The sequence below is a fragment of the Trinickia diaoshuihuensis genome, from assembly GCF_003390925.1.
Taxonomy (GTDB): domain Bacteria; phylum Pseudomonadota; class Gammaproteobacteria; order Burkholderiales; family Burkholderiaceae; genus Trinickia; species Trinickia diaoshuihuensis.
The window spans coordinates 46,802-61,161 of the sequence record NZ_QUBS01000086.1 but is presented as its reverse complement, the minus strand read 5'-3'; the positions used below and the strand labels follow the sequence as shown (position 1 = coordinate 61,161).

The window sequence follows — 14,360 nt, the reverse complement described above, 5'->3', positions numbered from 1 at the left end:
CTCGGCACGCGGGGAACCCCGTCGATGTGTCTTTCGAATCATCAAATCTCTCCGCATAACTGCTGTTTTTTTCGGTATCGCCCGTAGCTAGAGCCGGGCATCGCGCTATACCGGTTTGCGTCCCTGCAGCTTCACGAGCACGGGATACGTCGTGGCGGGCGGCGGTGCTTCGTCCACCTTACCCAATGCCTCGATGGCGGCCACCACGGCCGCATCGATCTTCTCGTCGCCCGTGGACTGCGCAATGCCAACCTTCGTGATGCGCCCCGACGCGTCCATCCACAAATTGAAGCTGCCCGTAAAGCGCGCGCCGCCGGCGTCCTGTACGCCCTTGTCCTGTTCGATGGCGCGTTGCAGCACGTAGACCATGTACTGTGCGTAGCTCGCGTTGCCGAAGCGCCCGCCCCCGCCGCTGCCCACGTTGCCCGAGCCGTCACCGGCGCCGATGCCGAAGCTGTCGGTCCCGGCCTGCGCGGGCGCGTTCATCGTCATTTGCTTCGGCTGGTTATCGCTCGGCTTCGGCGTCTCCGACGGCTTCGGCGCGATCGTCGGCTTATCGACCGGCGTCTTGGTTTCTTCCTTCACCTTCTCGGGCGGCGGCTTTTGCTTCGGTGGCGGCGGGGGCGGCGGCAACGGAATGACGGTCGTCACCTGCGGCGCCGTGACGCGTTTCACACCGGCCGTATCCGACGCGTAGTGCCAAATGAGCGCAGCCAACCCGATGAGCACGAGCCCGATCGCGACAGGCTTGACGTAACGCAGCACGCCTTTCCTCGGCGGTCCGCCCTGATATGCCATCTCCATCGTGGGCCCCTATCCGCCTTGCTTCGCGCGGCCGGTAACGAGCCCGACCTGCGACAAGTCCAGCCGCCGGAGCAGATCGAGGACGTCCATCACTTTTTGGTATTGCACGGCCGAGTCGCCCTTGAGCACGATCGGGAAATCGGGATTGGTTGCCTTCTCGGTGCGCAGCCGGCTTTCGAGTTCGTCCATCGTGACCGGATAGGCATCCAGATAAACTTGACCCGAATCGGCCACCGTGATCGCTTTGGTCTTCGGCTTGGCGAGGCTAGTGGACGAGCTCGCCTTCGGCAAATCGACGCGAATGCCCTGCACCGAAGCCGTCGTCATGATGATGAAGATGATCAGCAGCACGTACGCCAAATCGAGCATCGGCGTGATATTGATGTCGTCGTACGGCTTGTCGTCGTCCTGAACCTGCATGATGTCCTCCGCTTGGGTTCAGTCCGCTCAATCGGCCATCAGCGCGTGATCGGGCGCCCGATGCGCTTCCGCGAGACGCGTGACGAATTCGTCGACGAACACCTGCATGTTCGCGGTCACGTTCTTGTTGCGGATGAGCAGATAGTTGTAGCCGAACAGCGCGGGAATCGCGACGAACAAGCCGGTGACCGTCGCCAAGAGCGCGGCGGCGATACCCGGTGCAATGGCGTTGACATTGACGTCGCCGGCCGCGGCAATCGCCGCGAACGTGATCATCACGCCCACCACGGTCCCGAGCAGCCCGAGGAACGGACCGCCCGAGATCGCGATGGTCAGCAGCACCATCGATTTCGACAGCCGCTGGTTTTCGCGCACGAGCGTCGCATCCATCGATGCGCGAATCGCTTCGATCGATTCCGAGGTAATGACGGTGCGGCCGTTGTCGTCCACGCGGCTATGAATTTCGGCGACGCCGGCTTTGTAGAGCCGATAGAGCGAGGACTTGCTCAACTGCCGCCCTTCCTCGCTCGCCTCCGCCGTGTGCGCAAGCCCCACGAGATGTTTGCCCGCGACTTGACGGAAGCGTTGCACGAAAAATTCGTTGGCCTTATCGACCGTTCCCACGTACTGCGCCTTCGTCCACATGACGATCCACGAGATCGCCGCCATGACGAGCAAGATGCCGATGACGACCCACGCGTCGATCGTCACCGAATGCACGATCACGCCGAAATAGCCGAAGCCGAAACCCGATTGCTTTTCGTCGGCGCCGTACGCGAGAAGCTTCGATTCCGAGCCTTCGGACAACGATTCGAGCGCGATCTCTTCGGCCGGACGCGCGACCTTGGAGAGCCGCAACTCGTCGAGCGCGCCGTTATAGGCCGCGAAGCCGCCCGATGCCCCATCGACGTCGCCGCCCACCACGGCCGCACCGGTCAGCGCCGGCAACGTGGCCGCGATTCGCGAGATCTCCTTGCCGTTGACGTAGACGGTCAGCGTCTTGCCGTCCGCCGTCACCGCGAGGTGGCTCCATTGGTTGACGGCCACGGCCGTGCCGGCAGGCGTGCGAACGGGCGCCGCGCCGCCGTCCACTTCGGCGAACGGCACGCCGTTGTCCAATCCGATCAGCAATGCGTTGCTTTGATCGCGCTTGCTGTAGAGCAGAACGTTGGGCCCGAGCGCCGCCGGCTTCAGCCACGCGCTGAACGTGAAACTCGCGCCGGCCGCGCCGTCGAGCGAGGGCGAGGCGGGCAACGCCAGCGTGCTCGAGCCGTCCAAGCGCGCTCCCTTGCCGGCAATACCGTCCTCGATCGTCTTGAACGCGGCGTTGCGGCCGTTGTTCGCATAGGCCGTCGCGTCCTTCGGCGGCGTGCCGGCGGCATCGTCGAAGTGATAGACGAGCGTGTAATCGGGATCGAAGACTTGCGAGGCCTTGCCCGCATCGCCGCCCTTCTTGTTGCCGTAGTACATCCAGATCGATTGCGCCGCGCCGGCCGGCATGGCCGGCACGTCGACCCATATCAATGCGACGCCGAGCACGGGATCGTACTGTTCGACCTGGTAATTGAGCGGCGTCTTGTCGTCGGCCGCGACGAACCGGATGTCGCCGCCGTTATCGGCCACGCCGTCGAACTGGAAATTGCCCGAATGCAACCGGATCAGGAGCGGCATGCGTCCCGAGAAGTTCGCCACGTTGGCGCCCTTCGGGCTCATATCGATCGTGATCGCCTTGCGATACGACCAATCCGATTGCCACCACGCATTCGCCACGCCGGGCAACAACCCCAGCACTGCGGTCACCATCAACACCAATGCTCGCTTCACCATAACCCCCGAATGGACCGCGCCGGCGCCAGCCGGCACGCATCGATCTGAACCGCCGTCAAAAACCGAGCCGCACATAAAAGTCGAAGCGCGGACTGTAGGCCCGCGTGTAGACCCCAGGCTTGAGCGGCCACCCCGCTTCGAAATCCGCGCTCGCGTACTTAAGCATCTGCATGCGTGTGCCTACGCCCACGCTCAATAGGTTGTAGCTCGATGTCTGCTCCGGCAGCGGGCTCAGCAGCCAAAGATGCGCGGCATCGACGAACGCATGGAAGCGCCACTCGCCCACATGGTCGCCAACCGTCTTGCCCAGCCACTTGCTGACCGACGGGCTCACGAGTTCCAACGATCCGATCACGCCGCTATCGGCCGTGTCCTCGGCCTGCATATAACCGCGCACGCTGTTCATGCCGCCCGCGGAAAACTGTTCGCTCGAGACGAGCGGCGAATCGGCCAACTGCGCCGTGACGTGCGCGCGCGCCTTCATATCGCTGCGGAGCAACTGCGTATGATCGATATCGAACTTGCCGTAGAGGAAGTCCGGTTGCGCGTTGTAGCGCTTGCTGTCCCACGTGCTCCAATCGCTGCCCACGCCGCGAATATTGGTGGTCAGCGATGCGCTGAAGCTCGTTTGCGACTGCTTCAGACTCAACTGGCTGTTGTAGGCCACCGTCACGGGAACGTACGTGAGCGGCACGGTCGAGTTTTGGCCGACGACGCTCACTGTCTCGTCGAAATGCTTGCGGTCGATCTCGACGCTGACCGATTGAGCGTAGGTATCCGTCGCCGGCAGCGTGTAGATCGCCGTCAGCCCGAACGTCGTGCCCTTGCCGAGCACGTTCGTATCGGCAACCGACGCGACATTGCTGTCCGAATGCACCACCGTGGCCAGCAAGCTCCAATGCGAGTCTTGCAGCGGCGCAAGGTAAGAGAACGAGAACACGCGCGCATCGTTCGGATGTTGCGGCGCGATGACATACGTTCCCGACAGCACATGACCGAGCTGCCACAAGTTCGAGTAGCTGAGCGTCGCGCTCGTGCGCAGCGCCGACGTGCCCGGGCTGTTGTCGTTGTTCAAGTCGATGGTGCCGTGCACCGGACTATGGTCGTCGACCTTCAAATCCACATCCACCGTTTGCGGCATGGTGCCCGGCTTCAGGACCGGAATGACTTGCCGGTCGGCCGAGCGATTCAGGTCGGCCAACTGTTGTTGCGCGGCCCCGAAATCGGGCACCTTGCCCTCGGCAAGCGCCGGCACGGCATCGCGTATGCGCAGCGGCGAATCGTATTTGGCGCCTTCCACACGCACACGCCCCACGCGCGCTTCGACGACTTGGAGCACGATGACGCCGTTCTTGACTTCTTGCTGCGGCAATTCCACGACGACGGATTGATAGCCCTTGTCTTGATAGGTCTTCTGCAACGCGTCGCGCGCGGCTTCGACGTCCGTCAGCGTCTTGCCCGGACCTTCGAACTGGTACACCGCTTTCTCGATATCCAAGCTCGGCAACGTCGTATTGCCGCGCACGATGTACTCGTTCACGTCGAATACGCGCGGCGCGCTCGTTTGCGCGCCGGCGGCGGCACTCTTCGCGGCGTCCGCGCTTTGCGCCCGAGCGGCTTGGGCTAGGCTCAGCCCGCTGATCACGGCAACGCCTGCCCAGCGGCAGTGCCGTGACCAATTGCGTCCGCAGGGTTCCCCGTCAACTCTCGGCGGCATGCGCCATTCCCCTTTTCATTCGATTCCTCGCCGCGCCGGTTCGTAGACGTTTGCATCTGTCCGCACCCTCCTTCGTACCGCGCCCGCATAACGATGTTTCAACCGCGTGACAATCGATTAGTATTCCTAACGAAATATCGAACGGTCAGCCGTGGATTGCTATCGGCTCGACGTTCACTAACCAAGACGAGACGAGTGCACGAAACCCGCAGATTTTTTTGCATGATCGTTATGCCTCGCCTTTCGCACTGGCCGCCTCGTCTTCCTCGCGCGGCCGCGTCTGCCAAAAGCCGGTCGTCATCGTCGCGATCGACGGGGTTTCGCGCCACTCGTTCGGGCTCAAAATCTCGGCACGCAAGACGTTCGGCATCACTTGCACGTCGAACACCTCGTGCACGCCGTTATAAAACTGCAGGATGCCCAGCACTTCGCCGCTGCCGGCATCGATCGCGGCCACGCCCGCGACGAGCGTTTCCCGCTCTTCTTCGATCGGCAACCCCTGCGGCCCGCGCCTCTCGCGCAGCTTCGACAAACCGACGAACAGCACGCCGCCGTACTCGGCGAGACCATGGGTGAAGCCCGGCAACGTGGCCAGTACGCGTTTGGCGCCCGTCGCCGGGTCGATCTGCAAAACCTGTCCGCGCCCGCCTTCGAGCACGAGCAGCCGGCCACCGATGACGCGCGGCGAGTGCGGCATCGACAGCCCTCGCGCCACGATGCGTCCCGACGGGACCTCCATGACGATGCCGCCATCGGCCATATTCGCGCGCCACCCGAACGACGTATTCGTATCGCCGAGCGCCGTGGCGTAGCGCACTTTTCCGCCATGGAACGCCATGCCGTTCAAGTGGCAGCGATCGTCCGGCAGCGATTCGGTGATAAAGGGCGGCTGCCAAATCGGCGTGAAGTTGAAATACCCGTCGATCACGCAAACGCACGAATAGCGCGTATTGACGGCGAGGACGACTTGTTTGTCGAACGCCATGTCGTGCAAATCGAGGTCGCCCGTGAAATACGTCATGCGCGGGACGAACATCGCATCGTAATACCCCGGCCTTGGCGGATAATGCGGTGCGAGCGTCGACACGTTGGCGAACATCATCAACTCATGAATCGTCGCGACGGCCAATCGATTGCCCGATACCGTCATCCCCATCGAACGCGGCAACACGCAGGCCGATAGCGTTGGAATCCCGTTTTCCACACCGAGCAATGCAACGCCGGACGGCCTTCGGCTCAAAGCCAAAGAGCATTTGAGCGACGAGAGCACCTCGAGAAAGCGCCCCGTATCGCGCAGATTGATTAGCGCGGCATCGTCCGCCAATTCCAATGCCGCTGCTTCGCTCGGCTCTCGCGCAGCGAGAATTCGCGCTTCGTGGTCCGGCCCGACTTCATGCTCGCTCATTGATCGGTAGGCTCCCCGCGTCGGCCCATGACGCGTTTATCAGTATGAAAATCGTTGCGGCCGCTTCGATCGTCGCCTGCTGATTCGATCGATAAAGCGCGGTGCTCAAGTCACTAGACGGAATACGACGCCTAGTGCCGCACGGTTTTTTTAAAGTCGTTCGTCTACGCGTTTGTCATCGCGCGGACACATAACGCATCGCTCGGATCGATGCGTACGAGAACGTTTCAAGCGGTTATCGTCATGGTAGATATCGCAACTTTTTATGACAGCGCTCATATAAGTCTCACATCGACGACGTGACGACCGCGGTTTTGCGGGATATGCGCTCCGGCTGCGTCCTTAGGTTTATACGTTGACGCATGCGGAGAAACGTTTTCATGTCGATTACGAATGGATTGAAAGCACGCTTTAGAACAAAAAGCACCGTGGCGCGCGCCGAGGACGATTACGTCCCCCTGCTGCCTTTAAGGTGGCGCAAGCCGTGGTATGCATGGCAACTGCTGTCCTGGGCGCTCGTCACGATGACCGCGCCCCCGTTCTGTTTCGTCGCGGTATTGCTGGCCGTCGATCCACGCAGCGATCAACCGCTGTTTTGGCCCGGTGCTCTGATCGTCGTAGCCCTCGCCCAAGCCGCGGCCATCGTCCTGTCGAATCAGCGGCACTACCGCAGCGTATTCGTCTCTCGTCCCGCGGCGGCGCGCTATTACTTCGGCGTAGGCGCGTTACTGGCCACGGTACTCTGTCTGCTCCTGATTTGGGCGACAGGCTCCGTCGCAACGTTGATCGAGCCGTTGGCATCCGCACAAACCGTGCTGCGCCCCGCTTCGCAAGCGCTGTGGGCAGCCGGTTTAGCGGCGGGCTTCGGCATATCGTCATCTGCCCATGCGAGCATCCTGCACGCATGGCTCGCCTTCGAGCCATGAGGCATGCCTTATTTGCCTCTCCCACGTGCCAACGAGCCTGAGCCGATCCATGCATGAGCCGACCAGAGCGCGCGACCTAGCCGTACCCCGCGAACGTGGTATCGCGATCGTTACCGTGCTGCTCGTCGTCGCCCTGACGGCAACATTAGCCGCGAGTGTATTGTGGCGCGAGCAAGTCGCCACGCGCGACGTGGAGAATCAGCGCTTGTCGATGCAGACGATGTGGGCGGAACGCGCGGCCGTCGAATGGGCGCGCGCCACGTTGCGCGCACAGACCATTACGTCGAACGCGACCTACGCGGGTCAATCTTGGGCCGTGCCCGTCGGCGATACGCGGCTGGCCGACTTCTTGCCGCCCGGCGCGGCAGCCGTCAACGGCGAACTGGCCCGTGCTTCGATTTCTGGCAGCGTGGAGGACGCGCAAGCGCGCTTGAACCTGAGCGATCTCGTAGAACGCAGCGCACCGGGGCAGCCATGGCGTGCGAACCCCCAAGCCCTACTTGCTTATCGCCGCCTGCTCGAGGGCTTGTCGCTCGACCCCGCCTTGGCCAAGCGCACGGCCGACTATATCGCGCGCTCGCTGAGCCAAACCCCGACCGAAGGAAAATGGCCGTTGCAACTCGTGGGCGCCGCCGATCTCGCCCGCGTGGACGGCTACGATGCGCACGCGATAGAAACGCTCACTCCCTACGTGACGTTCCTGCCCGAGATTACGACCGTCAACGCAAATACGGCGCCCGAGCCGGTGCTCGTTGCGGCGATTCCGACGCTTGCGACTAGCCAAGCACGCCGTATCGTCGAGCGACGCGCGACGGCACATTTCGTCAGCACCGGTGAACTGGCCGAATACCTCGCCCCGGTCCAAGCTGGCGCAACGTTGCCCGAGGGGGCACTCGTCGGCGTGGACAGCGGCTACTTCCTCGTCCATTGCCGCGTCCGCGGCGCGCGGATCAACGTGCGCATCGATACGCTGATCGCCCGTTACGGCATCGGCAATTTCAGTTGGACGCAAGTCGTCTGGGTCCATCGCCTGACCGGTTAGTTGAACGAGCGCTCCCCGAAGATCGCCGGCGTATCGCCGCACACATGCCCCGCGCATTCGAGCGAAACGCGCTCGATGCTCGTTTCGCGCACCTCGCCCATCAGCCGATTCCAATCGTCGATCGAGACCAACAGCGCGATCGGACGATTGTATTTCGTCACCATGACGAGCGATTCGTTCGCGTAGCGCAGAGCACGCGACGGATTGGCGCTGAAATCGCGCGTCGCCATGGCGATCGTATGGGGCTTGAATGGTCCGGCCGAGTGCGGCTCGCCGTCGTCGCGCAGCAAGCGTTCGAGCGTCGCCGCGCGCAAGCTCGCCTGCGTCTTCGTATAAGCGCGCTGGTCGCGGCGCTTACGGCGCTCGCTGCGCGGGTCCAGATGGATCGCGAGCCGCCATAGAATTTCGCGGATGTCCGAATCGGGGAACGTATCGAAGCGGCGCCAGTCTTCGGGCGGCAACGCGATCATCATGCCTGGATACGCCGAATCGATACCCGCCGTCATTCGCTGCGCGAGCTTCGCCAGTTCGCGCTGGTCCAGCTCGAGCGTGGAACTCACGACACGCATCATCGTGCTGAGCAGGTTGTAGGCGAGCGCGACGAATCCGCTCGCCAACGAAGCCGCCCGCGGCGGGATGGCTGCGAGCAGCGTGTCATCGACGAGCGCCTCGATGGGTAGCGGCGCACTCTCGAGCCACGCCGTCCGAAACAGGCGAACAGCTTCGACTGCGTCTAGTTGATGCGCCGGCACGTTGGTCAGGATCGCAAGGCCTTCTTCGTTGCCCTCGCCTTGTTCGCCTACGGCGTCGGTTGTCCCGTCCTGCCGCCAAACGATCCGCCGCAAGGCAAACGTGCCGCCCGTTTCATCGTCGGTTTCCAGACTCTCTTCGCAGAGGGTACCGCCGTCGTAGGCCCATTGCTCGGGCGAGGTTACGCTGTGCCGATATCGAGGAGGCGCCCCCGTTTCGGCGACGATAAACGCCCCGCCGTGCCTCGGCCAATTCATCAATACGGCGCTCGTCTCGACGTCCTCGCCGATGATCCAAAGCTCGCCCGCGCGGACCGATTGCAATTCGAGCCGGCGTCCGCGCGCGCGGGGCCGGTCATGCGGCAGCAAATCGACGATCATCGCAAGTTCGGGATCGTATACAGGCAGCAGGGTTGGCATGGACGTGCTTGGGCGCGCGAAGTCGTCCGCGCCCACCTCGCGCCCGGAAACGGCGGGCAGCCCCACGATGCGCAGCCGGAATCCGGACGCCATCGCACGCTGCGCATTCGCGCGCGGCATCGAGGCCGCCCGCAACACGTCGACGCTATCCGCGATGAGCGAGCGCGCCCATTGCGCGTGCACGCGGCTCATTTTGTCGTGCAACGCAGTGACGAGCGAGACGAATTCGGATGCCGCGCTATACGAATCCCGCGCCGAACCACCTATGCGCTTCGCGATGGGCGCCAACGCTTGCACCAAAAGCGCAAACACCTGTTCCCGCGTGGACTCGTCCTCGTCCTCCTTCTCGGTTGGATCCCGCATCGATTCCGCCTGCAACGACCACTGCATCACCAGCCTCGCCATGACGGCAGCCGGACACTGCTCCACGAAGCGCTCCACGACCGTGCGTATCACCTGATTCACTCCGTCAATGTTGAGCCAACCGCCCTATCGATCACACCTGCCAACGGATACTTGACGCCTACGCCGCGTCGTCCGACCATCTCGTGCTGTCGGACGCCCCGCCGATACCGCACGCCGGTAAGCCTGGCGCTCCGCCGTACCCATGAGGCTTCGGAATGTTCGTAGACCCCCGCGTGGCGCATGGACGCGCCCGCTTCGACCTGAGCCGGTCTCCCCGCATGGTGGCGGAGGAGCGCCGCGCCGAAATCTCCGACGTAGTGGCGCAGTGCCTCGAGCACTTCGCGGGTCCGCGCACGCGCCGCAATCTGATGCGTTTGCTCGCGCGGCAAGTCGCGCCCAAGCTCGAACGGCTCGGGTTGGATCCTTACGTCGGTGAACTGGGGCAGGCGCAGGGATTGTTCGTCAACTTCTCGACGATGAGCGGCGAACACGGGTTGCGCGAGTTTCAGTTGCAGTTGACCGTCCCTGATCTCGTGCTGAAAAGCTTTGCGTCGACGGTCGTACGCCCGCATGCGGTGGCGCGCTGCATGCAACGCAACGGCACGACCTCGCTCGCGGAGATCGAACAGGAAACGACCATCGTGTTCGTTCTCGCTCGCGTGATTCGCGCGCTGGCGCTTGTCGAGGGGTGGAAACAAATCGGGGTGCCGAGCAACCGCGGCCTTTTTATCGGCGAGATGACGGCAAACGACGATGTTTGCCTGAAGACCTATATCAAACCGGAAGCCAATGGGCGAAGCTCGCGATGGGATGGCTTCGCCGCGCTCTTCGATGCGATGCCGCACTGGCACCCCACCCAAGTCCGGCAAGGAAGCGAGTTGCTGCAATGGATGGTCGACCATATCGTGGCTTTGCGAAACTCTGCGGCGTTATCCGATCGATTTCCGTTTTTGCTCGAGCCCTATCGCAGCATCGACGATCCGCTCGATGCGGCGTGGAAAGCCGCGCCCGATCAGAGGTGCGCTCCGTGATGCGCCGTCGCTCGATCGAACGTCGATCGGCAACGCGCATCGCGGCTCTCAATACCTAGGTCGAAGCCAGTTCGCGTAACCCGCAGACGCCGGCTAGCCGTCGTCGGTCGGGCTCTCGTGAGCGCCGGCGGCGCTTGGCTTAGGCATGACGGCGTCGAGAACAGCGCGTGAACCCAGCACATGCCAGATCCAGAGGACTTCCTCTAATGCTTGCGCATGCTCGGCGCTTTGCTCGAGCCAACGTTTGAAGGCGGCGCGCTGAGCGCCGCGCCGCAGCCCGGCGCGCAGTCGCAGGAGCCAGCGGATGGCGCCGTCGCTTGCATCTCGGGACGGTATTTGCGTGGTTGGGTAGATTCCCCCCGCCTGCGTAGCTCGCTTGTTCATCGCGACCTTCGATAGCAGTGGGCGCGAGCGCGCCCGAGCGCCTCGATCACGGCGGATCGAATGCGCAGCACGGCCGTCGCGTCTTGCCGCCGGCTTCGGCCCCCTCGGTGGCCGGTTCTGAGCCGGCCTTTATCGATAAGGTCGAAAGGAGTGTGCGTAACCCGCAAGGTTCGACGCAAGAATGTGCGTCGCCGGAGGTGTGGCCGACGCCGTCAGCTTAGAAGAACGATATCGCCGGGCAGGCGCGTGACGTGCGCACCGTAAAGCTTCGCGAGCATATCGAGCACGTCGTCGACTTTCGCAATCGGAAATTGCGCTTGCATGCGATTGCGCCCGAGCGTTGCATTGCGCAAGATGACTTTGCCCGGCCGGTAACGGTTGATTTCGCCGACGACCTGAGACACCGGCACGCCGTCGAAGACGAGCACGCCGCGCCGCCACGCGGTGACTTGGGCCGGATCCGCCGAAGCGATCGCATCGACGCGACGGTCGTCGTAGATCACCTGCTCCTGCGCTTTGAGCGTAACGCGCCGTAGAGGGTGATTCACCATGGCGGATCCAGAGATGCAAGTCACGCACACTTGATCGCCGGTTTTGCGCACATTCACGCGCGCGACGGCCGCTTCGATATGCCCGCGGCCTGCCACCACCGTGACGGGACGCATATAGCGGGCTTGCGACGGGGACGGTGTGGCCGCGTCGATCTCGGCCTCGCCGGCCACGAGTTCGATGCCTCTCGTCGCGGTGCTCGCCGCTAAAACATCCACCCGCGTTTGCGTGTTCAATTCGACAGTCACACGTTCCGAAAGCGCGAACCGCCGCTGCTCGCCGGTGCCGGTACGATAATCGGCGGCCAGATCGCCGATCGACGGCCACAAGCCTAGCGGCGGGCGTATGGCCAGCCATGACGCGCCGGCCGCGACGGCAAAGCCGATGAACGCGCGACGGCCCGTGCTGACCGCGCGCTGCTTGCGCGCCGCTTCGGCCCACGCAGGCACGCCGTTGCGCCGTTCTTCGGCGATCTCCTGGGCGATTTCCTCCGCGGCCGTACGCAGCGCACCCCATGTGCCGGAAAGCAACGCCGCTTGCTCGGGCTCTTTGGCGCACCAGTCACGAAACGCGTCCGCATCGGCGTGCGTGGCGGCGCCCGAGCGCAGGCGAAGCAGCCACTGGCTGGCCTCCTCGTGCGGACCTTCCGCTGTTTCGGTTGAGAAATCGACTCGTGCTTTCGTCATCATTACGCCGCTCAAAATTTACGCGGCCCGCCTTTCGAGCCTGGATACGCATCGCCCATGTCTTGCATGCACTGCATGCAATGCTTCATCGCCGTGCTCAATTCGCTTTCCACGAGACGCAAAGAAATGCCGAAACGTTCGGCGATTTCGCGGTTCAGCAAGCCGTCCACGCGGGCGGCGAGCAGAATATCGCGGCGGCGCGGCGTCAATCCGCGCAGCGCTTCCTTCAGCGCTTCGACCTTCCGGCGTGCAGCTACGATTCGTTCCGGGTTGGCAAGTTCATCGGGGACTTCGAGCAGATTCTCGACATCGTCGTCATGCAGATGCCGCCGCTCGCGCCGATGTTGATCGATGGCCACGTTGTTGGCCATGCCGAGGATGTACGCATCCGCGTTGGCAACCTGGGCCGAGACGTTCGCATTCTCCAGGCGCAACCATGTTTCGTGCAAGGCGTCCGATGCGCGTTCCTTCGACCCCGTCACGCGCTCCAGGCGGCGCACCAGATAGGCGTAGCGCTCCGTCAGGATCTGTTTGAGCTGCGAGCGTGAGCTATCGGACATGGCGGCGGGTTCCGGTGGCCGAGTTAGGGACAACGAATATGCACGCCGTTTCCGGCCGGACGCAGCAGGATCGCGACGGGTTGCGGCAAGCCGGGCGGGGGCGGCGCATCGAGGACGAGGCCGCGCAGCGCATGCGTCACTGCCGCATCGCGCGCGGCGAGACCGCTCGATTCCACGACATCCACCTTGACCACCCTCCCGTTTTCGTCGATCCGCAGTTGCGCGAGCAGACGGTAACTCCCCGGCACCGCGGCGGGATTCGCACACAGCGCGCGCGTCATGCCGGCTTGCAGCACCGCCGCGAAGGCACGGCGTGCCTCGTTGCCGTCGATACCGCCGATCGGCGCGTCCGCCGGCGCTTCGGCCGCCTGGGCTTGCATGGGTTGAGGCGGTGCGGGGTCGGCCACGATGATCGCCTCGTCAGGGCCCGTAAATTCAGCGTGCAAACCCGTCCCGCTCAACATTCGCTCCAACGCCTCGCGCGCCCCCAAATTTCCCTCCACCACCGAACTCGTCCTGCCTTCCAATAGCGGCGCCGGCGCCAAGATCACGAGATCGCTCAGTTGACGGAAGCTCTTCAATGCGTCTGCGAGCGGTTGCGGCGCCAAGTGAAACGGACGCGCGCTGTCGGCGCTGCCGGTTGCGCTTTGCGCGTCGGCCGGCTTGGCCCCTTCCTGTGCAGGTCTTTGCGTTGGCTGTTGCACTTGCGCTTTTAGCGCCGCGCAATGCGCGACAAAGATCAGCGGCAAGCATGCGATCAGCGCCCGGACACCGGCCGGCGCCCGTGAAAATGTCATCGGTCAAAGGCCGGAAATGAACCGCGCGCGATCGGCGCAACGGCGGCTCTCGTCGCGGTCAGGAAACGAGCGAACGTCGCATCGTAGGAAAAGACTGTGACAGTCCGGTGAAACAGCATGGACTTGGCGTGCATATCGGCCGGCATGCGGCGCGATCAGCGGACGACAAAATTGCCGATCCCCGTGCTGACCACGTTCAAGTGAGCCGTCCCGGAAGACAGCGTGATCGTGACTTGCGGCGCGATGCTTTCCTCACCGAACACAATGCGCGAGAGCGATTTGCCGCTGCCGCTATAGCGAATCGATACGGCCGTGACGTCGGTGCCCCAGTGACGGCCTTGAAAAGGCTCGTCTTGCAGCGGCCGCCACTTGCCGCCGTCGTCGCGTAGATAGAAGCGATAGCCGCCGCCACCCGGCTCCCAGGCAATTTCGGAGGAACGAACCTGCGCCTCGTCGCCGGCCGATTCCAATAACGTCGCGAGACGCTGTGCTTCCTCGGCGAGATCGCTGCGGCGATTCCTCGAGGGAGCAAGCGCGACGACAGCCGTCAGCAGACCGACGATCAGCAATACGACAAGCATTTCCAATAACGTGAAACCGGTGGCCGATCGACGATGTGGCGCATGCATCGTTCGGCG

14 protein-coding genes are annotated in these 14,360 nt (G+C 63.4%); 3 read left to right on the top strand and 11 right to left on the bottom strand.

The features are described from left to right. Positions 1-105: 105 nt before the first annotated feature. From DXT59_RS24190 to DXT59_RS24170, 5 genes are all read right to left on the bottom strand, one after another. Positions 106-804, bottom strand: coding sequence for an energy transducer TonB family protein (locus tag DXT59_RS24190; protein WP_116139977.1), 699 nt, complete (start codon positions 802-804; stop codon positions 106-108). Positions 805-813: 9 nt separating this feature from the next. Next, on the bottom strand, positions 814-1,224 hold the full coding sequence (locus tag DXT59_RS24185; protein WP_116139975.1) for an ExbD/TolR family protein: 411 nt from the start codon (positions 1,222-1,224) through the stop codon (positions 814-816). A gap of 27 nt (positions 1,225-1,251) precedes the next feature. Next, complete coding sequence (locus DXT59_RS24180; RefSeq protein WP_116139973.1) at positions 1,252-3,051, bottom strand: DUF2341 domain-containing protein; 1,800 nt, start codon at positions 3,049-3,051, stop codon at positions 1,252-1,254. Between the two features lie 55 nt (positions 3,052-3,106). Continuing rightward, complete coding sequence (locus tag DXT59_RS24175) at positions 3,107-4,768, bottom strand: ShlB/FhaC/HecB family hemolysin secretion/activation protein (protein ID WP_116139971.1); 1,662 nt, start codon at positions 4,766-4,768, stop codon at positions 3,107-3,109. 229 nt (positions 4,769-4,997) lie between these two features. Beyond that, positions 4,998-6,173 (bottom strand): TIGR03032 family protein, encoded by a 1,176-nt coding sequence (locus tag DXT59_RS24170; protein WP_116139969.1) that lies wholly within the window; start codon positions 6,171-6,173, stop codon positions 4,998-5,000. A 380-nt stretch (positions 6,174-6,553) separates the two neighbouring features. Here DXT59_RS24170 and DXT59_RS24165 point away from each other — a divergent pair, with 380 nt between their 5' ends. Next, positions 6,554-7,099, top strand: a complete 546-nt coding sequence (locus tag DXT59_RS24165) for a hypothetical protein (protein WP_162878229.1) — start codon at positions 6,554-6,556, stop codon at positions 7,097-7,099. A gap of 49 nt (positions 7,100-7,148) precedes the next feature. Next, entirely contained in the window at positions 7,149-8,141 is a 993-nt protein-coding gene (gene gspK, locus DXT59_RS24160) for a type II secretion system minor pseudopilin GspK (protein WP_116139965.1), read from the top strand. Here gspK and DXT59_RS24155 read toward each other — a convergent pair. Beyond that, positions 8,138-9,766 (bottom strand): type II toxin-antitoxin system Phd/YefM family antitoxin, encoded by a 1,629-nt coding sequence (locus tag DXT59_RS24155; RefSeq protein ID WP_162878228.1) that lies wholly within the window; start codon positions 9,764-9,766, stop codon positions 8,138-8,140. The two genes, gspK and DXT59_RS24155, sit on opposite strands and share 4 nt — an antisense overlap. Positions 9,767-9,930: 164 nt before the next feature. Here DXT59_RS24155 and DXT59_RS24150 point away from each other — a divergent pair, with 164 nt between their 5' ends. After that, positions 9,931-10,746 carry a hypothetical protein gene (locus DXT59_RS24150; protein ID WP_116139961.1) on the top strand — a complete coding sequence of 272 codons (816 nt, stop codon included), beginning with the start codon at positions 9,931-9,933 and terminating at the stop codon, positions 10,744-10,746. Positions 10,747-10,839: 93 nt separating this feature from the next. Here the strand turns inward: DXT59_RS24150 and DXT59_RS24145 are convergent, their stop codons facing one another. The 5 genes from DXT59_RS24145 to DXT59_RS24120 all read right to left on the bottom strand — a co-directional run bounded on the left by DXT59_RS24145 (position 10,840) and on the right by DXT59_RS24120 (position 14,351). After that, positions 10,840-11,130, bottom strand: a complete 291-nt coding sequence (locus DXT59_RS24145) for a DUF4880 domain-containing protein (protein ID WP_240324650.1) — start codon at positions 11,128-11,130, stop codon at positions 10,840-10,842. Positions 11,131-11,342: 212 nt separating this feature from the next. Then, complete coding sequence (locus DXT59_RS24135) at positions 11,343-12,368, bottom strand: FecR family protein (protein ID WP_116139957.1); 1,026 nt, start codon at positions 12,366-12,368, stop codon at positions 11,343-11,345. A gap of 8 nt (positions 12,369-12,376) precedes the next feature. Further along, positions 12,377-12,925: an RNA polymerase sigma factor gene (locus DXT59_RS24130; protein WP_116139955.1), complete on the bottom strand. Its 549-nt coding sequence runs from the start codon at positions 12,923-12,925 to the stop codon at positions 12,377-12,379. Between the two features lie 23 nt (positions 12,926-12,948). After that, a complete protein-coding gene (locus DXT59_RS24125) occupies positions 12,949-13,722 on the bottom strand; it encodes a TonB C-terminal domain-containing protein (protein WP_116139953.1) in 774 nt (257 codons plus the stop codon). Between the two features lie 155 nt (positions 13,723-13,877). Next, entirely contained in the window at positions 13,878-14,351 is a 474-nt protein-coding gene (locus DXT59_RS24120) for a GspH/FimT family pseudopilin (RefSeq protein ID WP_275895788.1), read from the bottom strand. Positions 14,352-14,360: the final 9 nt, after the last annotated feature.